Raw genomic sequence first — 23,522 nt, 5'->3', positions numbered from 1 at the left:
TGGTCAGAGGTACTTTGTAATGGTTTTGAAATCTTCGATGGCCGATCCGTCCTCGGATGTCAGGCAATGGTCGATATGATCGTGGATCAGAATCCGTTTGGCATTGGTGATTGCTTTTTCGACGGCGAACAGTTGCTGGGCAACGTCGGAGCAAGGCGCGTGATCTTCGAGCATGGCAATGACTTTCGCCAGATGCCCATGCGCCCGTTTCAGGCGGGCGGTGATTTGCGGGTGCGATTCATGTGTGTGATTGGTCATGATATATCCATATCCCCCCCATGGGGATAATATCAAGCCCATCCAGCGACAGAATGCCCGGCTACAGGCTCAGCGTTGAGTTTGCCGGATAAACCGCCTATCTCGGGGTCGAGACCGCACAAAGGAAACCTCTGTGGCAAACCACCTGTATAAAAACGACCTGCCTGACGGGCTGGACCTTGGGCCGATCGTGGCCATTGACTGTGAAACCATGGGGCTGAATCCGCATCGGGATCGCTTGTGCGTGATCCAGATGTCCGGCGGCGACGGAAACAGCCATATCGTTCAGGTTAAAAAGAGGCAGACAGAGGCTCCGAACCTCTGCGCCATGCTGGAAGACCCCGACGTGCTGAAACTGTTCCATTTCGGGCGTTTCGACATCGCCGCGATGCACCACGCCTTTGGGGCATTGGCTGCACCGGTCTATTGCACCAAGATCGCCAGCCGCCTTGTGCGCACCTATACCGACCGCCACGGGCTGAAAAACCTGTGTCAGGAGTTGATCGGCGTCGATATCTCGAAGCAACAGCAGATGAGCGATTGGGGGGCCGAGACCCTGTCTGAGGCCCAGTTGGAATATGCGGCTTCGGACGTGTTATACCTGCACCGCTTGCGGGATGAGCTGAACAAACGGCTGGCCCGGGAAGGCCGGACCGAGATGGCGCAGGCCTGTTTTGACTTCCTGCCGATGCGTGCGAAACTCGACCTCGCAGGCTGGCCCGAAACTGATATTTTTGCGCACTCATGACCGATACCGAAGCATTCCTGAAAACCGCCCGTCAGGTTGTCACTGATGAGGCCCGCGCACTGGACGCGCTGGCCGAAAGCCTGAACGAGGATTTTGCCGAAGCGGTGCAGCTGATTCTGCAAGCCACCGGTCGCATCATCATCAGCGGCATCGGCAAGTCGGGCCATATCGGCCACAAGATCGCGGCCACATTGGCTTCGACCGGCACGCCGGCCTATTTCGTCCATCCCGCCGAGGCGAGCCATGGTGATCTGGGCATGGTATCCAAGGATGATGTGGTTTTGGCGATCTCGAATTCCGGCGAGGCACCGGAACTGGTCAACCTGCTGGCCTTTACGCGCCGCTTCGGCATTCCGCTGATCGGCCTGTCCAGCAAGCCGGAAAGCACGCTGATGAAACAGGCTGACGTGCATCTGCTGATCCCGTCCATGGGTGAGGCCTGTGGGTTCGGCATGGTGCCCTCGATCTCGACCACGCTGACGCTGGCCATGGGCGATGCGCTGGCGATCGCGCTGATGAAGCACCGTGATTTCAAGCCCGAGGACTTCCGCGCCTTCCACCCAGGCGGCAAACTCGGCGCGCAGCTGTCCACGGTCCGCGACCTCATGCATGCTGATCTGCCCGTGGTGCGGTCAGGTACCTCCATGAGCGAGGCGCTGCTGGTGATGAGCCAGAAGAGCTTTGGCGTGGTGGGTGTGACAGATGATGCGGATCGCCTTTTGGGCATCGTCACAGATGGCGACTTGCGCCGCAACATGGACGGGCTGTTGAACAAGACCACGGATGAGGTCATGACCCGCGATCCTCTGACCATCGCGCCCAACGCCATGGCGGAAGAGGCAGTGGGCATCATGAATGACCGCAAGATCACATCGCTGTTCGTAGTTGATCCCGACGCGGATGGGCAGGCGCAGGGTCTGCTGCATATCCACGACTGCCTGCGCGTCGGTCTGGGTTAGGGAGTGAAACTGTGGACCGCTATTCCCGCATGGTTCAGTTCCTCAAGGTGCTGCTGCCTCTGACGGCGATTGTCTTGCTGTCCACCGTTTTCCTTCTGTCGCGCAGCATCGAGACTGATGTCTCGGTGCCCTTCTCGCAGGAGGATATCGAAGATCGCCTGGCTGGGCAGGTTATTACGCAACCCAACTACCGCGGCACTACCAAAAAAGGCGAAGAGGTCCAGATTGAGTCGACCAGGGTGACCCAAGGGTCCGAGGGCGAAGAGCCGACGGCATCGCAGTTTCGCGGGCGGTTCGGGATGCTGAATGGCGGTGAGATTAAACTTGATTCCAACTCTGGCCTGATCCGGCCCGACAAGGGGACAGCGACCTTTGTTGGCGATGTGGTGATTACCACCTCGGACGGCATTCAGGTCACGACCGATCTGCTGAATACATCGCTGGAAGAAATACGTGGCGACACTCCCGGTCAGGTCGATGGCACCGGCGTCATCGGCACATTCTCTGCCGGTCGTATGCAATTTGGCACTGAAAAAAAGGACGGACCGGTCCATATTCTTTTTACAGACGGCGTGAAGTTGGTATATGAGCCAACAAAAGCAGAAAGATAACCTGTGATCTATTTTCGATTTCTCTTTGTTTGCATGGCTCTGTTGATGGGCCCGGTTTCTGCCATCGCACAGGAAGCGCAGGTTGCATTCGGTTCGGTCAAGGCCGACCCCAGCCTGCCGGTCGAGGTGACCTCGGAATCGCTAAACGTCAATCAGGAGGATGGATCGGCCGAGTTTCTCGGCAATGTGATCGTGATTCAGGGGGAAATGCGCCTGTCGGCTGAGCGGGTTCTGGTGATCTACAGTCAGGATCGCTCATCCATCGAACGGATGGAAGCGACCGAGAATGTCGTTTTGGTCAGCCCTCCGGATGCCGCCGAAGGGGATCAGGCGGAATATACCATCGACACCGGCGTGATAGTGATGAAAGGCAATGTGCTGCTGACGCAAGGTCCCAGCACGATCAGCGGCGACCAGATGGTTGCGAACCTGACCTCGGGCACTGCAACGATGACAGGCCGCGTCAAAACCATCCTTCAGCAGGGTGGCGGAAACTGATGGCTGCCCCAACCTTGTCTGTCGCAGAAGGAAGTGCAGGTCTGCGCATCGAAAAATTGCGCAAATCCTACCGCAAAAAAACCGTGATCCGGGATGTGTCCATGACGCTCGACCGGTCCGAGGTTGTCGCGCTGCTGGGTCCGAACGGGTCAGGCAAGACGACGACCTTTTACTCGGTCGCCGGGCTGGTCTTTCCCGAAGCAGGGAAAGTCACGATAGACGGACAGAATGTCACGACGCTGCCGATGTATCGGCGCGCGCGTCTTGGGATCGGCTATTTGCCGCAGGAGATGTCGATTTTCCGCGGCATGAGCGTCGAGGACAATATCGCCTCGGTTCTGGATATAACCGTCAAGCACGTCCATCGCCGGAAAGAGCGGTTGGAGGAGCTGCTGTCGGACTTCTCGATTGAACACCTGCGCCGCGCACCTGCGCTTGCCCTTTCGGGGGGTGAACGCCGCCGGGTCGAGATCGCGCGCTGTCTGGCCGCCGATCCGAAATATCTGCTGCTTGATGAACCCTTTGCGGGCGTCGACCCGATCAGTGTGGGCGACATCCGGCATCTGGTGGCAGATCTGAAGAAGCGCGGGATCGGCGTGTTGATCACCGATCACAACGTGCGCGAAACGCTCGAGATCGTGGATCGTGCCTATATCCTGCATGACGGGCAGGTCCTGATGTCAGGTACACCTGACGAAGTGGTTGAGAACGAAAACGTGCGCCGGGTTTATCTGGGTGAAAACTTCCGTATTTCATAGGGTTGGGCGATTCTTCGCCGGACGCTTCGCGGAAATCGCGTATATACACCTCTGTTTTGATTGACTCTTCCGCCGCCTCTTGTCTCAATTGGGGTATGGCATTTATTCGGTTCCAGTCTGGATCTCGATACCCCTTCACTGAAGGGCTGGGACGGCAGCAACCGATCAAAATGTCGATATCCCCCACCCGATAAAAACAAGCATGTTGCGTGACGCAACGTCAGAATGGGTGTGAATTGTGAAGGAGATCACATGCGTTACCAAATCAGCGGAAAACAGATCGACATCGGTGCGGCCCTGCAGACCCACGTGCAGACCGAACTGGGCGAAGTTGTTGGCAAATACGCCCAGCGCCCGACCGACGCCAATGTCGTCTTTTCCCGTTCGGCGCATGAATATGTATGCGAAACTACAGTACATTTATCCACCGGCCTGACCGCTCAGGCCAAGGCCCACGCAACCGAGATCTATGCAGCGTTCGAGGCATGCTGTGACAAGATGGAAACACAGTTGCGCCGTTACAAGCGCCGCCTGAAGGACCATCACAAGGATCGTTCTGAGCCTGTTGAACTCTTTGGGGCGTCCTCTTATATCCTCGCCTCTGACGAATCGAACACGGCAGATGAACCAGAATCGCTACAGCCCATGATTGTGGCTGAGATGGAAACAAAGATCCCATCGCTCAGCGTTGGTGAGGCCGTAATGCAAATGGAACTTGCCGGAGCGCCGGTGTTAGTGTTCCGGAATGAGAACAAGGATGGGTTGAATGTCGTGTATCGCCGCGATGACGGCAATATCGGCTGGATTGATCCTTAAACAGGCAAGTTGAGAGAGATTGGCCCTCGCACGCTAGGGCCGCTATGGAGCATGATCATGGAGCTTTCGAGCATTCTCAAGCCCGAAGCAGTACGTGTGTTATCTGCCGCGTCTAGCAAGAAGCGGCTGTTTCAGGAAATCGGCGACGTCGCTGCCGGTGCTTTGGACCTGGATACCCAGGTCGTCGTGGATTGTCTTCTGGAGCGCGAAAGCCTCGGCCCCACGGGTGTGGGTCATGGCGTGGCATTGCCACATGCGCGGCTGGGCGGGATCGAGTCGGTCTCGGGCGTTTTTGTGATGCTTGAAAAGCCGATCGACTTTAGCGCGGTTGACCGCCAGCCAGTGGATATCGCCTTTGCGCTGTTTGCCCCCGAAGAGGCGGGTGTGGATCACCTCAAGGCTTTGGCGCTGGTGTCGCGCACCCTGCGTGACAGCGCTGTGTGCTCCAAGCTGCGGGCGAACCCCGATCCGGTCAAACTATACGCGATCCTGACCGAAGCGCAGTCCATGCAAGCCGCTTAAAGCCTTGTGAAATAGCAAAAAAGCCCGCGAAAACCGCGGGCTTTTTTTGTTTTTGGAAGGGGCGGGTTGTTAGCCGCCGGTTCCCATTTCCAGCGTCCACCAGATCTTACCGCCGTTTTCCTGATGCCAAGCAAAGCCCATCTGCGTGGCCTTTGGGTCCAGGATCACGGAACGGGGGCCGGGTTCCTGCATCCAGGCGGCCAGTGTCTCGGTTTCCGTCTCATAGGTTTCCGAGATCGCCTCGCCCAAGAATGTCCCGAAATAGCCCACGCGTGCCGCTCGGTCGATCGGGGAAGAGCCATCCGATCCGAAGTGCCAGGGGCGATTCTGCCGGGCCATATCCTTGGAATGCGTCGCCGCCGCCGCGTTCAACTGAGAGTTCAGTTGCACGGACTGCAAGCCCTGCGCCTGCCGCAGTGCATTCACCGAATCGAGCATTCGGAACTGCAGCTTCTCGGGGTTGCCACGGATTTTGTAAACTGAGGGCAAGGGGCGACCGTCGGCACCCAGCGCCGTGGTCCCCGTGTCGGTACATGCCGCTAAGGCGACAAGGCAAATCAACAGAAAAGAAAAGATACGCGTCATGATCGACCTGATTATTGTGTCGCTAACGGGCATAACGCGCTAGGCTGTCTTGAGCAAACGCACAATGACCATACCCCGCATGATTCTGCCGGTTTGGTTTGCGACTGAAGCATTCTGGCAATAAAATGGGCCAGATTTTACATTTCGCCATAACGAAGGACCTTTTGTCATGGTTAAAAAGCACATTCCTCTTTCGACCCGCCGGGGGTTTCTGGCCGGAGCCTCGTCTCTGCTGGCCGCGCCTGCGATCGCGCAGTACATCCCGGGCGACCCGCTGCGACCTGCACCTGAACCCGAAGCGCCGGTCCGGCGTAATGTCTCAGGATTCCGCGCTCAGGACTGGCGGCCTTATTTCTCGAACACCAGAAACGGGGCCATTCTGGTCGATACCACTTCACGAGCGCTGCATTATTGGTCAAATGATCAATCTGTATACAAACTTTACCCCTCTTCGGTTCCTTTGACCGAGGAGATGACCCGTCGCGGGCGCACCAGCGTCATTCGCAAGGTTGAGGGGCCAAGCTGGTCTCCGACGCCGTCGATGAAGAGACGAAACCCCGAATGGCCCGATTACATCCCGCCCGGCCCCGATAACCCATTGGGGACACACGCTTTGTATCTGGGGTGGAAGTATTACCGCATCCACGGCACCCATGACACGCGCAAGATTGGGCGAAAATCCTCGAATGGCTGCATCGGCTTGTTCAACGAAGACATTGCCGAGCTGTTCTCAATGGCGAAGGTCGGCACGCAAGTGTTGCTAATTTGACGACATTTTCGCTCACCGACTCGATTAATCGGCAAGTTGCAATTGCATTCCAACCGCTTTGCTGATTAGAAAAATATCACGAGGTAAGTCTTAGATGTGCGGTTCCGCGGACTGGAGCCGTGCAGATTCTGGAGGTTAATATGAAAAAACTCGTTCTCGCCGCTGCACTGACCGCTGCTGCTTCGACCGCTTATGCCGGTAACCTGGAAGAGCCGGTTGTTGAGGCACCTGTTGTTGTTGAAGAAACCCAGGGCACATCGCAGGGCATCATCCTGCCGCTGATCCTGCTGGTTGTAGTTGCCGCAGCTGTTGCAGCAAGCTAATTCGACGAGCAATATCCAGAGAAAAGGCGGTGGAGCTTTCCACCGCCTTTTTTCATGTCCAGTTGTCGGGGTTGGTTAGTCCAGCCAGCCGTTCAGATTGTCTTCGATGATCTTGCCCAAAGCGGCGATATGCGAATCATCGTCATTGAGGCACGGGATATAGGTGAAGTGTTCACCGCCAGCCTCTTCAAAGCTTTCCTTGATCTCTTCGTTGATCTCTTCCAGCGTCTCGATGCAATCGGCCGAGAAGGCCGGCGCAATCACGGCGATGTTCTTTTTGCCTTGCTTCGCCAGATCGGCCACGTGGTCGACTGTATAGGGCTTCAACCATTCCTCAGGGCCAAAGCGCGATTGAAAGGTTGAAACCAGCTGATCATCCGACCAGCCGAGCCGCTCTTTCAGCAATCGTGAGGTCTTGACGCATTGGCAGTGATAGGGATCGCCCTGTTGCAGATAGCGTTCAGGCATCCCGTGGTAGGAACAGACCAGTACATCCGGTTTGGTCTCCATCTTGGCATAGGCGCGTTCGACAGATTGGGCCAATGCCTCGATATAGGTGGGTTCGTCGTAATAGGCGGGCACCGTGCGGCTGGCAGGTTGCCATGGTTCCTCCATCAGGCAGCGGAAGAACTGGTCGTTGGCGGTGGCCGTCGTGGCACCGGCATAGTGTGGGTAGAGCGGGAAGAATAGGATACGGTCGCAGCCCTCTGCCACCATATTCCGGACCTTGGATTTGGTCGACGGATTGCCGTAGCGCATGCAGAAATCGACCATCACCTGATCGCCATAGCGAGCCTGCATCGCATCGCGCAGCTTGGCGGTCTGGTCCTTGGTGATCGTCATCAGCGGGCTTTCACCCTTGTCGTGATTCCAGATCGACTTGTAAGCCTCACCCGAGCTAAAGGGGCGCTTGGTCAGGATGATCGCCTGCAGAATCGGCTGCCATTTCCACGCCGGGTAGTCGATAACTCGGCGGTCCGAGAGGAACTCGTTCAAATAGCGGCGCATTGGCCAATAGCTGTAGTGATCGGGCGTGCCCAAATTGGCCAGCAGGATGCCCACGCGCCCCATTTTAACCTTGGGGTGGTCGGCTGGTGCATGCACGGGGCGTGTGGCGTCAAACATTTGGGTCTTCCTGCATTTTCTAGGTCTGGCCTGAGATAAGGGGAAATGTCCGGTCGTCAATCGGACAGTTTGCCCTCGCTGGTACCAAGGGCTTCGGCAAGGCGCATCCGGGCGGATCCGGGGCGCAGCGGTTTGGGTTGGCTGTCGTCGGGCGACCAGCCGGTCAGGCAGATCAGCTCGAACGTGGCGGGCAGGCGGCCTTGAGGTGTCGCGAAATGTTCTGCGTAGATACTCTGCGCGCGTTCGAACACCTTGCGGCGGGTCGGGGATTTCAATCGGTTGGTCAGCACGTTGGTCTCGGCCATCGCGCGCAGGTCCTGCATCAGATGGGTCAGGTCTCGATATTCCGCCGTCATAGGCACCGCATCCGCCACCGGCAGCGCCAGCCCCGCGCGTTGCAGCAGAGCTCCTAGATCCCGCAGCTCTCCCATCGGAGCGATTCGGGGGCTGAGGCCACCGGTCACCTCAATCTCGGCCTGCCCAAGGGCGGCGCGCAGCTGATGCAGGGTCTCTCCGCCCAGACAGACGGTCAATAGCAGCCCATCCGGGCGTAAGGCGCGGTGACATTGGATCAGTTGGCCGACCGGGTCATTGGCCCAATGCAGGGCCATGGCGTGAACCACCAGATCATGCGTGCCAGGCGTAAGCTCCAGCGTTTCTTCATCCGCCACGAGCGTCGCGCCGGGCATTGCCTCCTGCCAGATATGCGCAAAAGGGGTCACAATCGCAGGCGCCGTAAAGGTTCTGTTAACCATGCTTAGCCGATCCTGCACCTCGTCTACAGCGGCGCGGTGCAGGAATAGGGCCTCATCCCTAACCCGCGCGCGGCGGTGGCGCTGGGTGGCGCGGTCAAACAGAGAAGGTGCATTGGACGCAGGCATTTTCATACCCCGCAGGTATCGCATTTGGCCCCGAGTTCAAACAGCGTTGCGCCTCATCTATCCCCCGCGATGCATGAGCTGCGGAGAGCTGACCGAATCCGACTTTGGCCTTTGTGCCACATGTTGGCGGGACACGCCGTTCATCGGCGGAACGGTCTGCGACAGTTGCGGCATGCCCGTCCCCGGAGAAAGGGACGGCTTTCGGATCGACTGTGACGATTGCCGAAAAACACCTCGCCCGTGGAAGGACGCGCGCGCAGCGTTGCTCTACAAGGGGCAGGCCAAGTCCCTGATCCTGGCGTTTAAACATGGCGACCGCCCCGAGCTGGCCAAACCCGCCGCGCGCTGGATGGCGCAGGCGGGCCGAGAGGTCCTGAGGCCCGACATGCTGATCGCTCCGGTTCCGCTGCACTGGTCTCGCCTGGTGAAACGGCGGTACAACCAATCGGCGCTTCTGGCACAGCATCTGGGACGGGAGATAGGGTTGCAGGTCTGCCCCGACCTTTTGGTGCGAACGGCACGCACACCGGTTCTGGATGGCAAAACAGCCGCCCAACGGGCTGAGGCACTGGATGGGGTCATCGCGCCGCATCCCAAACGGCATCAGCACATCAAAGGGCGCGATGTCCTGTTGGTGGATGACGTGATGACTTCGGGTGCCACGCTGGCAGCCTGTACGCGGGCATGCCTTGCCGCCGGGGCAAATCATATTTTCGTGTTGGTGCTGGCGCGCGTTGCCAAGGATACCTAATTCGCACAAGATCGTGTGAAACCCGAAGGGACGGATTTATGAAACCTGTTGAAATCTACACATCGCCTCTGTGCGGCTTCTGCCACGCGGCCAAGCGCCTGCTGAAGCAAAAGGGGGTCGAGTTCAAGGAAATCGACGTATTGATGCATCCCAAGCGCAAGCCCGAGATGATCAAACGTGCCGGCGGCAAACGCACCGTGCCTCAGATCTTCATCGGCCCCGATCACGTGGGCGGCTGTGATGACCTCTATGAGCTCGACCGTCAGGGCAAGCTGGACCGTCTTCTGGCGGCGTGATGAAGACTGCTCTGCTGCAAATCACTTCTTCGGACGATCCGGTTGCGAATCTGCAAATGGTACGCGCCATGGTGGCCGAGGCCGTTGAGCAGGGCGCGCAGTTCATCCTGACCCCCGAGGTCACGAATTGCGTGTCCAACAGCACCACCCGGCAGCGCGAGGTGTTGCAGCATGAGGAAGACGACACCACTCTGGCCGGTCTGCGGGCGCAGGCCGCTGAGCTAAGCGTTTGGCTGCTGATCGGATCATTGGGGATCAAGACCCATGATGCGGATGGCCGCTTTGCCAACCGGTGCTTCATGATCGACCCCAAAGGGCAGATTGTAGCACGCTATGACAAAATCCACATGTTCGATGTGCAAGTGACCGAGACCGAAACCTTCCGCGAATCGGCCAATTACCGCCCCGGTGACAAGGCCGTGATCGCCGAAACAGGTTTCGGTAAGGTCGGCCTGACCATCTGCTATGACATCCGCTTTCCGTACTTGCATGCCGCTCTGGCGCAGGCCGGAGCTCGGATTTTGACCATTCCGGCGGCGTTTTCGCCTGTCACAGGGGCCGCGCATTGGGAATCGCTGCTGCGCGCCCGCGCGATTGAGACCGGCTGCTGGGTTTTGGCCCCTGCGCAAACCGGCACGCATCCCAAAACGCGGGGCAAAACCCGCCGCACACACGGTCACAGCATGGTCGTAGCCCCTTGGGGAGAGGTTCTGATCGACGCAGGGACCGATCCGGGCATTCACTTTTTCGAATTGAATGATAGTTCTGTGTCCGAGGCGCGCCGCCGCGTGCCCTCATTGACCCATGTGAGGGCTTTCGACGGCCCCTGAACCAGAACCGGACCATGACAGACGACACCAATGCCCTTGCGGTCACGCTTTTCAGCGAGATCCTGACCGCCGACCAGCTATTGCGCAACCGGCTGAGCCGGGTGCTGCCCAAGGGCATGGAAATCTCGCATTTCTCGGTACTGAACCATCTGGCCTATGCCGGAGGAGAACGGACGCCCGCGCAACTCGCCAGCACCTTCCATGTGACCCGAGGCGCGATGACCAACACTTTGGCCAAGCTGGAATGGGCCGGATACATCCACATCCGCCCCGACTGGGACGACGCCCGCCGCAAGATGGTCGCGATCAGCCCCGCTGGCCGCCGCGCGCGCGATCAGGCGATTTCCTCGATTGCTCCGCTGATCAACCGCGTGGTTGGAGAGCTGGGGTTGGAGCGCGTCCGCAGCACTCTGCCCGTATTGAGGGATTTGCGGTTGCAGTTGGAGGGGGAGTAGCGGTGAGAAATGCTACTCTGCACCAGTGATGGATTCTTGAGGGCGCGAGAGGACCTTGCTCAAGTCTGCAGGTTCATATCTTTCGCGAATGGGGCAACCTTTAACTCTCAGAAGAGAATATACGCCAAAATTCCGTCATAGGAATTCGCACGCTAGGCATATAACCATCGACAATGGTTTCAACAGCATGATGACAATAGGCGCCTATACCAGCCCGGTTGTCGGAATCGGAGTTCCGGCGTTCTCTTTGATCGCAAGCATGAACACGCCAATGGCAATGAGCGCAAAAATATGCACGCTAAGCCCAACACGCTTCCTACAAGCGGATTTCGATCATAGAGCGGAAGGAACCACCCAATTGTCCACTTGCTGATCGTTCTTATATTTTTGCTGAATCTACCCCGGCTTCACACTCGCCGTCACATAATTCACGCTCAAGTCGCGGTCCGAGATCGACCAGCTCCAGAGGATCGGGTTGAAGACGAAACCTTTGCGGTCCACCGGCTCAAGCCCGGCTTGGTGCAGCAGGTCGAACAGCTCATCGGGGGTGATGAACTTGTTCCACTCATGTGTGCCGCGCGGCAGCCAGCGCATGACGACCTCGGCTCCGAAGATGGCCATCGCATAGGACTTCGGGTTGCGGTTGATGGTCGAACATACCTGTAACCCGCCGGGTTTCAGCAATTGTTGCGTGGCGGTCAGGTAGCTAAGCGGGTCGGCTACATGTTCAACCACTTCCATGTTCAGCACCACGTCGAACTGCTCGCCTGCGGCGGCCATGTCCTCGGCGGTGGTGTGGCGATAATCGATCTCAAGCCCCGATTGCTCGGCATGGATGCGGGCGACGGGCAGGTTGCCCGCAGCAGCGTCGGCCCCCACGACCTCGGCCCCAAGGCGGGCCATGGGTTCGCTCAGCAGCCCTCCACCGCAGCCGATATCCAGAAGGCGCAGGCCTTCGAACGGTTTCGCAGCCTTCAGATCACGGTCAAATTCCCCGGCTATCTGCTGCGTGATATAGTCCAGACGGCACGGATTCAGCATGTGCAGAGGTTTGAATTTCCCATGCGGGTCCCACCATTCCGCTGCCATCGCCTCGAATTTAGCGATCTCGGATGGGTCGACCGTGTTCGGATGCGCTTGCATTCCTGTCTCCGTATGCTCTTTTAAGTCTTAAGGACTATATAGGGCCATAATGGACAAGTACCCGGACCAAAAGCGCGCAGTGCAATATCTCTACCCGCCGATCGATCCATTTGATCAGCGGTTGGTCAGTGTGGGCGATGGGCACCAGATTTATATGGAGCAAAGTGGCAATCCCGACGGGGTGCCGGTGGTTGTGCTGCATGGGGGGCCGGGCGGTGGCTGCAGCCCTGCGATGCGGCGGTACTTTGATCCACGTGTCTTCCGGGTGATTCTGTTTGATCAGCGCGGATGCGGGAAATCGCGGCCTCATGCTTCGGTCGAAGACAACACGACGTGGCATCTGGTTGAGGACATCGAGCGGCTGCGGTCGCTGTTGGATATTGACGAATGGACCGTGTTTGGCGGTAGCTGGGGCGCGACTCTGGCGTTGATCTATGCGCAGGCGCATCCGGATCGCGTCAGCCGTCTAGTCCTGCGCGGGGTTTTTCTTGCGACGCAGGCCGAGCTGGATTGGTTCTACGGCGGCGGCGCGGGCAAGTTCTGGCCCGAGCAGTGGGCAAAATTCACCGCCCTGCTGTCCGAGGAAGAGCTGTCGGACACGATTGCGGCCTACAACAAACGCCTATTCTCGGGCGACCGGGCGACCGAAGTCCTATATGGGCGCGCTTGGTCGGCGTGGGAGAACGCCCTGGCGTCGATCCATTCCAACGGATCGACCGGTGAAAGCCCCGGTGAATATGCGCGGGCCTTTGCGCGGCTCGAGAATCACTATTTCACCAACAGTGCCTTTCTACAGAAGGACGGGCAGATTCTGGATCAGATGGTTCGCATCGCGCATATCCCCGGACATATCGTGCAGGGGCGCTATGACATGATCTGCCCGCCTCAGGCGGCTTGGTCTTTGGCCGAGCGTTGGCCTAATGTAGAACTGAAGATGGTTCGCCATGCAGGCCACGCCCTGTCGGAACCCGGAATAAGTGCTGAGCTGGTCCGCATCATGGACCGTGTGGCCGAGGGGGCCGCATGACCCGGATGGACCGTCGTGCCCTGTTTGCCTCGGGTGCCGCCGCTGCGTTGCTGGCAGCCACGGGGGCGTCGCTGGCCGATACTCCGAAGAAAGGTGGCGCGCTGCGGCTGGCAGTTCCGCGCGATGGCAGTTTGGACCAGCTGGCCCGTGGGGCCGTGTTCGATACCCTGAGCGAGATCGCACCGGATGGCACATTGCGTGGGGAGTTGGCGACAGGGTGGCAGACCGAAGACAATGCGCGTGTCTGGCGGTTTGATCTGCGCCAAGACGTCTCGTTCCACGATGGAACGGCGCTGCACGCCGATGATGTTGTGGCCGTGCTGGCTGAACTTGGGCAGGCCGAGGTCCTAGCAGCTGATATCGTGCGGCTGGAACTGGCCGAGGCCAATCCCGGACTTCCCTTCCTGCTGGCCGACAGCCGGTTTGTCGTAACCCGCGATGGGCAAGCGGTGACGCCTCTGCACGCGGCAAACGGGACCGGATGCTACCGGGTCGAGCGGGCCGAGGATGGGCGTCATTTCCTGGGCCGCAAAGTTGCCGGCCATTACAAGGACGGTCAGGCCGGTTGGGCCGATACAGTGGAAATCATCGTGATCCCTGATGCGCGCGTCCGCGCCGAAGCCTTGCGTGACGAATATGTGGACATTGCCGCCCTGCCCGAATGGGGCGAACTTAAATCCCAACGGGGGCTGCGCTACTACCCTAGCGAATCGGATATGGCGCTGGCCGTGGCGGCTCAGGTCGGGATGCCGAGGCAGATCGGCAAAGCGACGCTGGATGATGGCCGTATCGCCGAACGGTGGTGGTTGGCGTAATTCCGATCACGAATTGCGCCGGGGGTTGCAGACTCGGGAACTCCTGCGTATATGCAGTTGCAACAGCGGCGCGTTGGACTTCTGGTCCAAGGCTCCACCGGAAAATTCGACGGGCCGCGCGCCCGTTTTTTTGTGCCCGATCGATAGGGTAGAGAACCTGATGACAAACGACCTGATAGCCAAAGCGGCCATTGACCGACGACTTGCCGAGATCATCACCCCCGTGATTGAGGATCTGGGGTATGAACTCGTCCGCGTCCGTTTGATGAGCGGCAAGCAAACCACGCTGCAGATCATGGCCGACAAGCCCGATGGCGGTATCGAAGTGGATGACTGCGCCGAGATTTCCAACGCAGTCAGCGCCACGCTGGATGTCGAGGACCCGATCCTTGACGCCTATACACTGGAGGTCTCCAGCCCCGGTATCGACCGCCCTCTGACCCGTCTCAAGGACTTTGAAAATTTCGAAGGCTATGAGGCGAAGATCGAAACCGCGGAACTGATCGACGGTCGCCGTCGCTTTAAGGGTGAGTTGGCCGGGATCGAAGGGGATGAGGTTCTGATCAACATCCCCGAGGGGTCTGAGACGATCACCATCGGTCTGCAATTCGACTGGCTGAGCGACGCCAAGCTGGTCCTGACCGATGACCTGATCAAGGAAATGCTGCGCCAGCGCAAAGACGCCGGCGCCCTGAACGAAAACGCTTTCGACGAGATTGAGACCGAAGGGTCCGAAGAGGAGACGAACTGATGGCAATCACCTCAGCCAACCAGCTGGAGCTGCTGCAGACCGCCGAGGCCGTGGCCCGCGAAAAGATGATCGACCCCGGTCTGGTTGTCGAAGCGATGGAGGAATCGCTCGCCCGTGCCGCCAAGAGCCGTTACGGCGCGGAAATGGACATTCGTGTTTCCATCGACCGCAAGACCGGAAAGGCGACTTTCACCCGCGTCCGCACCGTGGTCGAGGAAGAGGAACTGGAAAACTACCAGGCCGAGATGACCGTCGAGCAGGCGCGTCAGTACATGGAATCGCCTGAGGTTGGCGATGTCTTCGTGGAAGAAGTGCCGCCAGTTGAGATGGGCCGTATTGCTGCTCAGTCCGCCAAGCAGGTGATTCTGCAGAAGGTTCGCGAAGCCGAGCGTGACCGTCAGTACGAAGAATTTAAGGATCGCGCAGGCACCATCATCAACGGTGCGGTCAAGCGCGAAGAATTTGGCAACGTCATCGTCGATCTGGGCGGTGCCGAGGCTGTTCTGCGCCGCAATGACAAGATTGGCCGCGAAAGCTATCGCCCGAATGACCGTGTGCGTGCATACATCAAAGAAGTTCGCCGCGAGGTTCGTGGCCACCAGATTTTCCTGTCGCGCACCGCGCCGGAATTCATGGCCGAGCTGTTCAAAATGGAAGTGCCGGAAATCTATGACGGCATCATTGAGGTCAAGGCAGTGGCCCGTGACCCCGGCTCGCGCGCCAAGATTGCTGTGATCTCGTATGACGGCTCGATCGACCCCGTCGGTGCCTGCGTTGGTATGCGTGGTAGCCGCGTGCAGGCCGTTGTGAACGAGCTGCAGGGCGAAAAGATCGACATCATTCCGTGGAACGAAGATCAGCCGACCTTCCTGGTGAACGCGCTGCAGCCCGCCGAGGTCTCCAAGGTTGTTCTGGACGAAGAAGCCGGCAAGATCGAAGTGGTTGTCCCTGAAGAGCAGCTTTCGCTCGCAATCGGTCGCCGTGGTCAGAATGTGCGTCTGGCCAGCCAGCTGACCAACCTGGACATCGACATCATGACCGAAGCCGAGGAATCGGCGCGTCGTCAGAAAGAATTCGAAGCCCGCACCCAGCTGTTCATGGACAGCCTGGATCTGGACGAGTTCTTTGCGCAGCTGCTGGTTTCCGAAGGCTTCACCAACCTCGAAGAGGTTGCCTATGTTGAGCTGGACGAACTGCTGGTCATCGACGGCGTCGACGAAGGCACCGCGCAGGAACTGCAGGCCCGTGCCCGCGATTTCCTTGAGGCTCAGGCCAAAGCCGCGTTGGATGCCGCGCGCGCTCTGGGCGCCGAGGACAGCCTTATTGAATTCGAAGGCCTGACACCCCAGATGGTAGAAGCGCTGGCCAAGGATGATGTGAAGACTCTGGAAGACTTCGCAACTTGTGCCGACTGGGAACTGGCCGGTGGCTGGACCACTGTCGATGGTGAGCGTATCAAGGATGACGGTGTGCTTGAGCCGTTCGGCGTAACGCTGGAAGAGGCGCAGGATCTGGTCATGACTGCTCGGATCATGTTGGGCTGGGTTGATCCTGCCGAGCTGGAGCAGGCAGAAGAAGACGTCGAAGCCGAAGAGGAGGCTGAGGCCTGATCTCAGGGCCTCGGGTGGCTGAGATGGGTCGCGGTGGCGTCCATAAGGATCGGTCCGAGGGACCTGAGCGCAAGTGCATCGCCACGGGCGAGGTTCAGCCCAAATACGGGCTGATCCGCTTTGTGACGGGGCCGGATGGGCAGGTCTATCCCGATGTCGCGGCGAAATTGCCGGGGCGTGGGGTCTATGTGGCGGCAGATCGCGCAGCCTTGGACAGGGCGGTCAGCAAAAAGCTGTTCTCGCGCGGGTTCAAGGCGCAGGTCTCGGCCCAAGCGGACCTGGCCGATGAGGTCGAAAAACAAGTCGCGCGTCGTGTGGTTGAGCTTCTCAGCCTGGCGCGTAAGTCCGGCGATGCGGTCGCCGGATACGAGAAGGTCAAGACGTGGCTGGACCGGGAAGAGGCTCAGGTACTGATTCAGGCCAGCGATGGATCGGGGCGCGGTAAGTCGAAACTCAGCACACCGCACTTCGGAAAATACATCGGATGGCTCACGGCGGACGAGTTAGGGGCGGCATTTGGGCGCCAAACCGTGATTCATGCGGCGCTGGCCTCTGGCGGACTCGCCAAACGTGTTGTAGAGGAAGCGCAGCGCCTGCGTGGCTTGCGCGAAACGGATGACGGCGGCAGGGGCCGCGCGGAAGGGTAAGAAGCTTTATGAGCGATAATGACGGCAAAAAGACATTGGGTCTTCGTGGCGGGGCGCGCCCCGGAAATGTGAAACAGAGTTTCAGCCACGGACGCACCAAGAATGTCGTGGTGGAAACCAAACGCAAACGCGTGGTGGTCCCCAAGCCGGGTGCCGGAAAGCCGGGTAGCGGAGCAACGCCCTCGGGTGATCCGTCGCGCCGTCCTGCCGGGATCTCCGACGCGGAAATGGCCCGCCGGATGAAGGCATTGCAAGCCGCCAAAGCGCGCGAGGTCGAAGAGGCCGCCGCCCGTGAGGCAGCCGAAAAGGCGCGTGAAGAAGAACGCGCCCGGCGCCGTGCGGAACAAGAGGCCAAGGAACGCGAACAGCGTGAGGCCGAAGAGAAAGCCCGTGCCAAGGCCGAAGAGGAAGAGCGTAAGCGCCAAGAGGCGGAAGAAGCTGCCAAACGCGCGGCTGCCGCCCCGGCCCCGGAAGAGCCCAAAGCGGCCCGTAGCCCGGCCAGCAAGCCTGCGCCTGCGGCTGCTCCGCGCAAACAGGATCGTGAGCGTGAACAGCGTGGTCGTGGCAAAGGCCGTGACGACAACCGCCGTTCGGGCAAGCTGACACTGGGTCAGGCCACCGGTGGCGAAGGTAACCGCCAACGCTCGATGGCAGCGATGAAGCGCAAGCAGGAGCGTGCGCGTCAGAAAGCTATGGGCGGTTCGGTCGAACGCGAAAAGGTCATTCGTGACGTTCAGCTGCCCGAGGCCATCATGGTCTCTGAGCTCGCCAACCGTATGGCCGAACGTGTGGCTGATGTTGTTAAGTCGCTGATGCAGATGGGCATGATGGTTACTCAGAACCAGACCATCGACGCTGACACTGCGGAACTGATCATCGAAGAGTTTGGCCACAAGGTCACTCGTGTCTCCGATTCGGATGTTGAAGACGTCATCAAAGAGGTCGAAGACAGCGAAGACGATCTGCAGCCGCGTCCGCCGGTCATCACCATCATGGGTCACGTTGACCACGGTAAGACTTCGCTGCTGGATGCAATCCGCGACGCGCGCGTTGTGGCAGGTGAGGCCGGTGGCATCACCCAGCACATCGGCGCCTATCAGGTGAAAACCGATGGCGGCACCACGCTGACCTTCCTGGATACCCCGGGCCACGCGGCGTTTACCTCGATGCGTTCGCGCGGTGCTCAGGTCACGGATATCGTGGTTCTGGTTGTTGCGGCTGACGACGCCGTGATGCCGCAGACCATCGAGGCGATCAACCACGCCAAAGCGGCCGGAGTGCCGATGATCGTGGCGATCAACAAGGTCGACAAGCCCGATGCAAACCCGGACAAGGTGCGGACCGATCTGCTGCAGCATGAAGTAATCGTCGAGAAAATGTCGGGTGATGTTCAGGACGTCGAAGTCTCCGCCATCACCGGTCAGGGTCTGGACGAACTGCTGGAAGCCATCGCACTGCAGGCCGAAATTCTGGAACTGAAAGCCAACCCCGACCGCGCCGCCCAAGGTGCCGTGATCGAGGCGCAGCTGGATGTGGGCCGCGGCCCCGTCGCCACAGTTCTGGTTCAGAATGGCACGCTGCGTCAGGGCGATATCTTCGTTGTGGGTGAGCAATACGGTAAGGTGCGTGCGCTGATCAACGACAAGGGTGACCGCGTCAAGGAAGCTGGCCCCTCGGTTCCGGTCGAGGTTCTGGGTCTCAACGGTACGCCCGAAGCCGGTGACGTTCTGAACGTGACCGAGACCGAAGCGCAAGCCCGTGAGATTGCTGCCTATCGCGAGCAAGCCGCCAAGGACAAACGCGCCGCCGCCGGTGCCGCGACCACCCTTGAGCAGCTGATGCAGAAAGCCAAGGAAGACGAAAACGTCACCGAGCTGCCGATTCTGATGAAGGCGGACGTACAAGGTTCGGCCGAAGCCATCGTTCAGGCGATGGAGAAGATCGGCAACGACGAAGTGCGCGTGCGCGTTCTGCACTCGGGCGTGGGTGCGATCACCGAGACGGATGTCGGTCTGGCAGAAGCCTCCGGCGCACCGATCTTCGGGTTCAACGTCCGTGCCAACGCATCGGCGCGGAACACCGCGAACCAGAAGGGTGTCGAGATTCGCTATTATTCGGTGATCTATGACCTCGTGGATGATGTGAAAGCGGCCGCATCCGGCCTGCTAAGCGCCGAGATCCGCGAGAAGTTCATCGGTTACGCCGAGATCCGCGAAGTCTTCAAGGTCACTGGCGTCGGCAAGGTCGCTGGCTGTCTGGTCACCGAAGGCGTTGCCCGCCGCTCCGCAGGTGTCCGTCTGCTGCGCGACAACGTGGTGATCCACGAAGGCACGCTGAAGACGCTGAAGCGCTTCAAGGACGAAGTGGCCGAGGTTCAGTCGGGTCAGGAATGCGGTATGGCGTTCGAGAACTACGACGATATCCGCGCAGGCGACGTGATCGAAATCTTCGAGCGCGAAGAAGTCACCCGCACGCTGGACTGATCCGGTTCTGCAAGTAAGTTTGAAAACAGCGGCTCGACTTGGGCCGCTGTTTTTTTTGGTAAATCGCGATCTACGTCTATTTTTTGGTGCAACGTGTTCCTCGTTACATTCAAGCTATGCAGGGGGCTGTAACAAGTTCGTATGTGGACTTTCGAGGCCCGGTCTTGATTTACTGTTGGTCGTCATTGAACGGACCCGCAGCACTCAAGGACTAAAGGAAGAGACCTGCTTCTCTCGTTCGACAGGATTTGGAGATAGATTTGACGCGTATTTTTACAGCACTCTGCTTTGTCATCACCCTGATCGCCGGACCCGCATTGGCGCATGAACGGTTTGCCCTCGTGATCGGGAATGCTGGGTACACAACTGTCCCGGCGCTGGACAACCCTGTGAACGACGCGCGCTTGATGAGCGAAGAGCTGCGCGGCGCGGGATTTACGGTCACGACTCTGACGGATGCAAGCCGCGCTGAGATGGAGCAGGAGGTCGAAGCCTTTGCCAGTACCGTGCGCGCCGCGGGGTCCGAGGCTTTGGCGGTGTTCTATTTTGCCGGGCACGGCGTGCGCAGTGATGATTTCAACTACCTGCTTCCACTGGGCGTGAACATTCAGTCCGAGGCTGATATTGCGGATCAGGCTGTCCCGGCCGAGTGGGTTCTGGATCGCATTCACACACCCCAGGCCGTGAGTGTCATGATTCTGGACGCGTGCCGCGACAATCCTTTTGGTGGTGAAACGGACGGTGCACTTGATGTCGGCGACGGGCTTGCGCGTATGACAGCCCGCACCAACAACCTGATCGCTTATGCCACCGGACCCGGCGACGTCGCACTGGACGGGACTGGGACTAACAGCCCTTACACAGCAGCCATTGCGCGCGCGATCGGGACCCGAGGTTTAACTCTTGAGCAGATGTTTGATCAGGTGCGCACGGAAGTGATTGGCGAAACGGACGGAGTGCAATCCCCTTGGGCCCGGTCATCCCTGAACATACGAATTGGCATCAAGGACCCGAGTTTGAATTGACAGGTGCCAGCCCCGTGCATCGCGAAGACTAGGACGTTCACTGCTGCTTTGAAGCTGTGAACGTCCCCGGATGCATGATGATGTCGAAATGCTGCATCCCTTTTTTCAGATCGAAGCTGACAGAATGCCCGGCCTTTCGCAGGTGTTCGGCGTAGTCGCGGCTTTGGCGGATGAATTCCGGTGTGTCCCTCTCGGCCACAGTGACGTGGTAGCGGGGTCCGGGTCGGGGTACGTGGCGTATGGGGGACAGGTCGTTGACCTCAACCGGTGTCAGTTGCAGCGGATCGTTGACCGAGGTCAGGCTGATCGGTTCCAGATCGTAGACGCCGCTGATCAGGATCACGTCGCGCAACCTCAAGCCGGCGCGGGCCAGAGCGTTTGCAGACTGCGCCATAACCATGCTGGCCAATTGCGCACCGGCGCTGTGCCCTGACAAGGTGATCCGGGTCGGATCAAACCCCAGGGACTCAGCCTGCGACGCCAGCCAGAGTAGCGCATCACGGCACTCATCGATCATGTCCGCGATGCGGGCATCTGGGGCCAGGGTGTAGTTCAACGTTGCAAAAGCATGGCCCGCTTCAATCAGCGCTGGCGCCATCATGGCGGACTCGCGCTGGCTAAGGGCCTGCCAATAGCCGCCATGGATAAACACATGCAGCGGCGCGCCTGCCTCGGCCGCCGGGAAATAATCCAGAACCTGTGCGGGGCCTGCATCATAGGACAGATTTTCCTGAACCGTCAGACTGGCCCTCGCATGCGCACTGAGGGCGCTATAGCTGGCAATGTAAGGCGTCAGATCACCACCGATCATTGATCTCGGCGAATATTCCTGTTCCAATTCAGCCTGTGAAAACCCGCGATACAGCATCAGTCCCCCGCATAGATCAGTTGTGTGCGCATATCATACAAATCGTGGAAGAAGCGCAATTCCAATGCTTTGCGTAAGAAGCCGACGCCGCTGGAGCCTCCTGTTCCCGGCTGCATCCCGATGACACGTTCAACGGCGGTCGCGTGATCGAACCGCCACCGTTGGAACAGGCATTCTACATCCATCAGCTTCTCTGCCAGCGCATAAAGCTCCCAGTGTTTTTCGGTCTCGCGAAAGACCTGAACCCAGATTTTCACTACCCGAGGATCGCCGGAGTAGGGCTGCGCATAGTCCCGTTCCAGTAAGTCCTGTGGCACGTCAAAACCCTGACGGGCCAGCATGTGCAGCACCTCGTCATAGAGCGACGGCTTTGTAAGGGCTGCATTCAGCATCTCCATGACTTCGGGATCATGGGCGTGAACCTTCAGGGTCGAGGGGTCCTTGTTGCCCAGAATGAACTCGATCTGGCGGTAGCCATAGCTTTGGAACCCGGAGGAACTGCCCAAAGCGTTGCGGAAGGTCATGTAGTCGGCGGGCGTCATGGTCAGCAGAGTTTCCCAGGCCGCGATCAACTGATGTTGGATGGCTTTGATGCGGTCGAGGTTTTTCATCGCCGGACCAAACGCGTCCTGCTGCAGGAAGCGGCGCACCTCGACCAGTTGATGGTGCATCAGTTTCAGCCACAGCTCGCTGACCTGATGGATGATGATGAACAACATCTCGTCGGGCTGGGCGGGGTCCTGAAACGTCTTCTGCAGGTTCAGCAGGGTCTTGAGTTGCAGAAAATCGCCATAGCTTTTGCGATGGGTTTCCGTGAAATCGGTGACCAGAGAGTCTTCGATCCCGCGTTCCAGATACCTGTCAGTGTCGCTCATTTGCTCCTCCAAACGCCTGAGGTTCCCCGATGTGTAAGGGGTCAGCCCGCGCAGCGCCAGAGGGTCAGGTCCAGTCCAGCACCACCTTGCCGGATTGGCCGGATTTCATGGCGGTAAACCCTTCGGCAAAATCGTCGACTTTCATCTGATGGGTGATCACGCGGCTGACATCCAGACCGTTTTGCAGCATGGCGATCATCTTGTACCAGGTCTCGAACATCTCACGCCCGTAGACGCCCTTGATGGTGATGGCCTTGAACACGATGCGGGACCAATCGACAGGGGATTTGCCGGGCGGAATACCCAGCAGAGCGATCTTGCCGCCCATCACCAGCGCCTCGACCATCTGGTCCAGCGCGATTTGTGAGCCGGACATTTCCAGCCCCACATCAAAGCCTTCCTTCAATCCCAACTCGGCGATGACATCCTGCAGGTCCTCTTTGGAGACATCGACTGCGCGGACTGTTGGCACAACATGTTCGGCCAGTTTCAGGCGGTCGGGGTTGATGTCGGTGATGACCACGTTGCGGGCGCCTGCGTGGCGAGCGACGGCAGCGGCCATGATGCCAATCGGTCCAGCGCCCGTTATCAGCACATCCTCGCCCAGCAGATCAAAGCTGAGCGCGGTGTGAACGGCATTTCCCAGCGGGTCGAGAATGGCTCCGATTTCGTCTGGCACGTCGTCGGGCAGGGGGACGACATTGAAGGCTGGCAGTTTCAGGTATTGCGCAAACGCGCCTTGTTCGTTGACGCCAATTCCGCGCGTGCCGGGATCGAGGTGGAACTTGCCGGCGCGGCTCTGACGGCTGTCTGTTCCGATCAGGTGCCCCTCGCCCGAGCAGCGCTGCCCGATCTCAAGCCCGGTTACATTGCGGCCGATCTCAACGATCTCACCGGCGAATTCATGGCCGGTGATCATCGGAACGGGCACGGTTGCCGCCGCCCAATCATCCCAGTTCCAGATATGAATGTCGGTCCCGCAGATGCCGGTCTTGTTGATCCGGATCAGCACCTCATCCGAGCCGATCTCGGGCACCGGGGCTTGGATCATCCACAGGCCTTCCTTGGGTTCGGATTTTTCCAGTGCTTTCAT

28 protein-coding genes are annotated in these 23,522 nt (G+C 59.1%); 20 read left to right on the top strand and 8 right to left on the bottom strand.

Annotation, left to right across the window (positions count from 1 at the left end):
- Nucleotides 1-3: 3 nt before the first annotated feature.
- On the bottom strand, nucleotides 4-258 hold the full coding sequence (locus ACR0J4_RS16360; protein ID WP_170470955.1) for a metal-sensing transcriptional repressor: 255 nt from the start codon (nucleotides 256-258) through the stop codon (nucleotides 4-6).
- A gap of 133 nt (nucleotides 259-391) precedes the next feature.
- Between ACR0J4_RS16360 and ACR0J4_RS16355 the strand changes: the two genes are divergently transcribed.
- The 7 genes from ACR0J4_RS16355 to ACR0J4_RS16325 all read left to right on the top strand — a co-directional run bounded on the left by ACR0J4_RS16355 (nucleotide 392) and on the right by ACR0J4_RS16325 (nucleotide 5,170).
- A complete protein-coding gene (locus ACR0J4_RS16355; RefSeq protein ID WP_170643529.1) occupies nucleotides 392-1,006 on the top strand; it encodes a ribonuclease D in 615 nt (204 codons plus the stop codon).
- Complete coding sequence (locus tag ACR0J4_RS16350) at nucleotides 1,003-1,965, top strand: KpsF/GutQ family sugar-phosphate isomerase (RefSeq protein ID WP_170747398.1); 963 nt, start codon at nucleotides 1,003-1,005, stop codon at nucleotides 1,963-1,965. The genes ACR0J4_RS16355 and ACR0J4_RS16350 overlap by 4 nt, the downstream gene beginning before the upstream one ends.
- Before the next feature lie 11 nt (nucleotides 1,966-1,976).
- Nucleotides 1,977-2,576, top strand: a complete 600-nt coding sequence (gene lptC, locus ACR0J4_RS16345; RefSeq protein WP_170470960.1) for an LPS export ABC transporter periplasmic protein LptC — start codon at nucleotides 1,977-1,979, stop codon at nucleotides 2,574-2,576.
- Between the two features lie 33 nt (nucleotides 2,577-2,609).
- The gene (locus ACR0J4_RS16340; protein ID WP_170643531.1) at nucleotides 2,610-3,074 is read left to right on the top strand and encodes an LptA/OstA family protein; all 465 of its coding nucleotides are present in this window, start codon (nucleotides 2,610-2,612) and stop codon (nucleotides 3,072-3,074) included.
- A complete protein-coding gene (gene lptB, locus ACR0J4_RS16335; protein ID WP_170641871.1) occupies nucleotides 3,074-3,832 on the top strand; it encodes an LPS export ABC transporter ATP-binding protein in 759 nt (252 codons plus the stop codon). The genes ACR0J4_RS16340 and lptB overlap by 1 nt, the downstream gene beginning before the upstream one ends.
- Nucleotides 3,833-4,084: 252 nt before the next feature.
- Nucleotides 4,085-4,648, top strand: coding sequence for a ribosome hibernation-promoting factor, HPF/YfiA family (gene hpf / locus ACR0J4_RS16330; protein WP_170379957.1), 564 nt, complete (start codon nucleotides 4,085-4,087; stop codon nucleotides 4,646-4,648).
- A gap of 57 nt (nucleotides 4,649-4,705) precedes the next feature.
- Nucleotides 4,706-5,170 carry a PTS sugar transporter subunit IIA gene (locus ACR0J4_RS16325; protein WP_170550318.1) on the top strand — a complete coding sequence of 155 codons (465 nt, stop codon included), beginning with the start codon at nucleotides 4,706-4,708 and terminating at the stop codon, nucleotides 5,168-5,170.
- Between the two features lie 69 nt (nucleotides 5,171-5,239).
- Here the strand turns inward: ACR0J4_RS16325 and dalA are convergent, their stop codons facing one another.
- Nucleotides 5,240-5,755 carry a divisome-associated lipoprotein DalA gene (gene dalA, locus ACR0J4_RS16320; RefSeq protein WP_170550315.1) on the bottom strand — a complete coding sequence of 172 codons (516 nt, stop codon included), beginning with the start codon at nucleotides 5,753-5,755 and terminating at the stop codon, nucleotides 5,240-5,242.
- A gap of 169 nt (nucleotides 5,756-5,924) precedes the next feature.
- Between dalA and ACR0J4_RS16315 the strand changes: the two genes are divergently transcribed.
- Both ACR0J4_RS16315 and ACR0J4_RS16310 read left to right on the top strand, forming a co-directional pair.
- Nucleotides 5,925-6,524: a L,D-transpeptidase gene (locus ACR0J4_RS16315; RefSeq protein ID WP_170470964.1), complete on the top strand. Its 600-nt coding sequence runs from the start codon at nucleotides 5,925-5,927 to the stop codon at nucleotides 6,522-6,524.
- Nucleotides 6,525-6,664: 140 nt separating this feature from the next.
- The gene (locus ACR0J4_RS16310; protein ID WP_170379961.1) at nucleotides 6,665-6,847 is read left to right on the top strand and encodes a hypothetical protein; all 183 of its coding nucleotides are present in this window, start codon (nucleotides 6,665-6,667) and stop codon (nucleotides 6,845-6,847) included.
- 75 nt (nucleotides 6,848-6,922) lie between these two features.
- Here ACR0J4_RS16310 and hemH read toward each other — a convergent pair whose 3' ends face one another.
- Entirely contained in the window at nucleotides 6,923-7,972 is a 1,050-nt protein-coding gene (gene hemH / locus ACR0J4_RS16305) for a ferrochelatase (RefSeq protein WP_170379962.1), read from the bottom strand.
- Between the two features lie 56 nt (nucleotides 7,973-8,028).
- On the bottom strand, nucleotides 8,029-8,859 hold the full coding sequence (locus ACR0J4_RS16300) for a methyltransferase domain-containing protein (RefSeq protein ID WP_170643532.1): 831 nt from the start codon (nucleotides 8,857-8,859) through the stop codon (nucleotides 8,029-8,031).
- Here ACR0J4_RS16300 and ACR0J4_RS16295 point away from each other — a divergent pair.
- The 4 genes from ACR0J4_RS16295 to ACR0J4_RS16280 are packed head-to-tail and all read left to right on the top strand — an operon-like array spanning nucleotide 8,840 to nucleotide 11,185.
- Nucleotides 8,840-9,604: a double zinc ribbon domain-containing protein gene (locus ACR0J4_RS16295; RefSeq protein WP_480668739.1), complete on the top strand. Its 765-nt coding sequence runs from the start codon at nucleotides 8,840-8,842 to the stop codon at nucleotides 9,602-9,604. The two genes, ACR0J4_RS16300 and ACR0J4_RS16295, sit on opposite strands and share 20 nt — an antisense overlap.
- Nucleotides 9,605-9,642: 38 nt before the next feature.
- Nucleotides 9,643-9,900, top strand: a complete 258-nt coding sequence (gene grxC / locus ACR0J4_RS16290) for a glutaredoxin 3 (protein ID WP_170379965.1) — start codon at nucleotides 9,643-9,645, stop codon at nucleotides 9,898-9,900.
- Nucleotides 9,900-10,730: a carbon-nitrogen hydrolase family protein gene (locus ACR0J4_RS16285; RefSeq protein ID WP_170643534.1), complete on the top strand. Its 831-nt coding sequence runs from the start codon at nucleotides 9,900-9,902 to the stop codon at nucleotides 10,728-10,730. Before grxC ends, ACR0J4_RS16285 begins: the two co-directional genes overlap by 1 nt.
- 14 nt (nucleotides 10,731-10,744) lie before the next feature.
- The gene (locus ACR0J4_RS16280; RefSeq protein WP_170379967.1) at nucleotides 10,745-11,185 is read left to right on the top strand and encodes a MarR family winged helix-turn-helix transcriptional regulator; all 441 of its coding nucleotides are present in this window, start codon (nucleotides 10,745-10,747) and stop codon (nucleotides 11,183-11,185) included.
- 396 nt (nucleotides 11,186-11,581) lie between these two features.
- On the opposite strand, the gene ubiG is transcribed toward ACR0J4_RS16280, so the two are convergent.
- Nucleotides 11,582-12,328, bottom strand: a complete 747-nt coding sequence (gene ubiG / locus ACR0J4_RS16275) for a bifunctional 2-polyprenyl-6-hydroxyphenol methylase/3-demethylubiquinol 3-O-methyltransferase UbiG (RefSeq protein WP_170643535.1) — start codon at nucleotides 12,326-12,328, stop codon at nucleotides 11,582-11,584.
- 49 nt (nucleotides 12,329-12,377) lie between these two features.
- Here ubiG and pip point away from each other — a divergent pair, with 49 nt between their 5' ends.
- The 7 genes from pip to ACR0J4_RS16240 all read left to right on the top strand — a co-directional run bounded on the left by pip (nucleotide 12,378) and on the right by ACR0J4_RS16240 (nucleotide 20,686).
- A complete protein-coding gene (gene pip / locus ACR0J4_RS16270; RefSeq protein ID WP_170550297.1) occupies nucleotides 12,378-13,355 on the top strand; it encodes a prolyl aminopeptidase in 978 nt (325 codons plus the stop codon).
- The gene (locus ACR0J4_RS16265; RefSeq protein WP_170643536.1) at nucleotides 13,352-14,170 is read left to right on the top strand and encodes an ABC transporter substrate-binding protein; all 819 of its coding nucleotides are present in this window, start codon (nucleotides 13,352-13,354) and stop codon (nucleotides 14,168-14,170) included. The genes pip and ACR0J4_RS16265 overlap by 4 nt, the downstream gene beginning before the upstream one ends.
- A 160-nt stretch (nucleotides 14,171-14,330) precedes the next feature.
- Nucleotides 14,331-14,921: a ribosome maturation factor RimP gene (rimP, locus tag ACR0J4_RS16260; protein WP_170379971.1), complete on the top strand. Its 591-nt coding sequence runs from the start codon at nucleotides 14,331-14,333 to the stop codon at nucleotides 14,919-14,921.
- The gene (gene nusA, locus ACR0J4_RS16255) at nucleotides 14,921-16,531 is read left to right on the top strand and encodes a transcription termination factor NusA (RefSeq protein ID WP_170463030.1); all 1,611 of its coding nucleotides are present in this window, start codon (nucleotides 14,921-14,923) and stop codon (nucleotides 16,529-16,531) included. The genes rimP and nusA overlap by 1 nt, the downstream gene beginning before the upstream one ends.
- Before the next feature lie 23 nt (nucleotides 16,532-16,554).
- A complete protein-coding gene (locus ACR0J4_RS16250) occupies nucleotides 16,555-17,178 on the top strand; it encodes an RNA-binding protein (RefSeq protein ID WP_170643626.1) in 624 nt (207 codons plus the stop codon).
- A gap of 8 nt (nucleotides 17,179-17,186) precedes the next feature.
- On the top strand, nucleotides 17,187-19,661 hold the full coding sequence (infB, locus tag ACR0J4_RS16245; protein ID WP_170643537.1) for a translation initiation factor IF-2: 2,475 nt from the start codon (nucleotides 17,187-17,189) through the stop codon (nucleotides 19,659-19,661).
- A 260-nt stretch (nucleotides 19,662-19,921) separates the two neighbouring features.
- A complete protein-coding gene (locus tag ACR0J4_RS16240; RefSeq protein ID WP_170643538.1) occupies nucleotides 19,922-20,686 on the top strand; it encodes a caspase family protein in 765 nt (254 codons plus the stop codon).
- Nucleotides 20,687-20,723: 37 nt separating this feature from the next.
- Here ACR0J4_RS16240 and ACR0J4_RS16235 read toward each other — a convergent pair whose 3' ends face one another.
- The 3 genes from ACR0J4_RS16235 to tdh form a co-directional block, all read right to left on the bottom strand.
- Entirely contained in the window at nucleotides 20,724-21,554 is an 831-nt protein-coding gene (locus tag ACR0J4_RS16235; RefSeq protein WP_170643539.1) for an alpha/beta hydrolase, read from the bottom strand.
- Nucleotides 21,554-22,429, bottom strand: coding sequence for a tryptophan 2,3-dioxygenase (locus ACR0J4_RS16230; protein ID WP_170643540.1), 876 nt, complete (start codon nucleotides 22,427-22,429; stop codon nucleotides 21,554-21,556). Before ACR0J4_RS16230 ends, ACR0J4_RS16235 begins: the two co-directional genes overlap by 1 nt.
- A 64-nt stretch (nucleotides 22,430-22,493) precedes the next feature.
- Nucleotides 22,494-23,522 (bottom strand): L-threonine 3-dehydrogenase, encoded by a 1,029-nt coding sequence (tdh, locus tag ACR0J4_RS16225; RefSeq protein WP_170643627.1) that lies wholly within the window; start codon nucleotides 23,520-23,522, stop codon nucleotides 22,494-22,496.

Source organism: Ruegeria sp. B10 (assembly GCF_056539825.1).
The sequence above is the reverse complement of the archived record's forward strand: the minus strand, read 5'-3'. Positions and strand labels throughout refer to the sequence as shown.

What these genes read in the sequence shown, in the direction of transcription:
- ACR0J4_RS16265 (WP_170643536.1), top strand. Translation starts at nt 13,352, where the DNA reads ATGACCCGGATGGACCGTCGTGCCCTGTTTGCCTCGGGTGCCGCCGCT.
- ACR0J4_RS16350 (WP_170747398.1), top strand. Translation starts at nt 1,003, where the DNA reads ATGACCGATACCGAAGCATTCCTGAAAACCGCCCGTCAGGTTGTCACT.
- ACR0J4_RS16300 (WP_170643532.1), bottom strand. Translation starts at nt 8,859, where the DNA reads ATGAAAATGCCTGCGTCCAATGCACCTTCTCTGTTTGACCGCGCCACC.
- hpf (WP_170379957.1), top strand. Translation starts at nt 4,085, where the DNA reads ATGCGTTACCAAATCAGCGGAAAACAGATCGACATCGGTGCGGCCCTG.
- ACR0J4_RS16285 (WP_170643534.1), top strand. Translation starts at nt 9,900, where the DNA reads ATGAAGACTGCTCTGCTGCAAATCACTTCTTCGGACGATCCGGTTGCG.
- infB (WP_170643537.1), top strand. Translation starts at nt 17,187, where the DNA reads ATGAGCGATAATGACGGCAAAAAGACATTGGGTCTTCGTGGCGGGGCG.
- ACR0J4_RS16235 (WP_170643539.1), bottom strand. Translation starts at nt 21,554, where the DNA reads ATGCTGTATCGCGGGTTTTCACAGGCTGAATTGGAACAGGAATATTCG.
- rimP (WP_170379971.1), top strand. Translation starts at nt 14,331, where the DNA reads ATGACAAACGACCTGATAGCCAAAGCGGCCATTGACCGACGACTTGCC.
- ubiG (WP_170643535.1), bottom strand. Translation starts at nt 12,328, where the DNA reads ATGCAAGCGCATCCGAACACGGTCGACCCATCCGAGATCGCTAAATTC.
- nusA (WP_170463030.1), top strand. Translation starts at nt 14,921, where the DNA reads ATGGCAATCACCTCAGCCAACCAGCTGGAGCTGCTGCAGACCGCCGAG.
- ACR0J4_RS16340 (WP_170643531.1), top strand. Translation starts at nt 2,610, where the DNA reads ATGGCTCTGTTGATGGGCCCGGTTTCTGCCATCGCACAGGAAGCGCAG.
- hemH (WP_170379962.1), bottom strand. Translation starts at nt 7,972, where the DNA reads ATGTTTGACGCCACACGCCCCGTGCATGCACCAGCCGACCACCCCAAG.
- grxC (WP_170379965.1), top strand. Translation starts at nt 9,643, where the DNA reads ATGAAACCTGTTGAAATCTACACATCGCCTCTGTGCGGCTTCTGCCAC.
- lptB (WP_170641871.1), top strand. Translation starts at nt 3,074, where the DNA reads ATGGCTGCCCCAACCTTGTCTGTCGCAGAAGGAAGTGCAGGTCTGCGC.
- ACR0J4_RS16325 (WP_170550318.1), top strand. Translation starts at nt 4,706, where the DNA reads ATGGAGCTTTCGAGCATTCTCAAGCCCGAAGCAGTACGTGTGTTATCT.
- tdh (WP_170643627.1), bottom strand. Translation starts at nt 23,522, where the DNA reads ATGAAAGCACTGGAAAAATCCGAACCCAAGGAAGGCCTGTGGATGATC.
- pip (WP_170550297.1), top strand. Translation starts at nt 12,378, where the DNA reads ATGGACAAGTACCCGGACCAAAAGCGCGCAGTGCAATATCTCTACCCG.
- dalA (WP_170550315.1), bottom strand. Translation starts at nt 5,755, where the DNA reads ATGACGCGTATCTTTTCTTTTCTGTTGATTTGCCTTGTCGCCTTAGCG.
- ACR0J4_RS16315 (WP_170470964.1), top strand. Translation starts at nt 5,925, where the DNA reads ATGGTTAAAAAGCACATTCCTCTTTCGACCCGCCGGGGGTTTCTGGCC.
- ACR0J4_RS16250 (WP_170643626.1), top strand. Translation starts at nt 16,555, where the DNA reads ATGGGTCGCGGTGGCGTCCATAAGGATCGGTCCGAGGGACCTGAGCGC.
- ACR0J4_RS16360 (WP_170470955.1), bottom strand. Translation starts at nt 258, where the DNA reads ATGACCAATCACACACATGAATCGCACCCGCAAATCACCGCCCGCCTG.
- ACR0J4_RS16230 (WP_170643540.1), bottom strand. Translation starts at nt 22,429, where the DNA reads ATGAGCGACACTGACAGGTATCTGGAACGCGGGATCGAAGACTCTCTG.
- ACR0J4_RS16310 (WP_170379961.1), top strand. Translation starts at nt 6,665, where the DNA reads ATGAAAAAACTCGTTCTCGCCGCTGCACTGACCGCTGCTGCTTCGACC.
- ACR0J4_RS16280 (WP_170379967.1), top strand. Translation starts at nt 10,745, where the DNA reads ATGACAGACGACACCAATGCCCTTGCGGTCACGCTTTTCAGCGAGATC.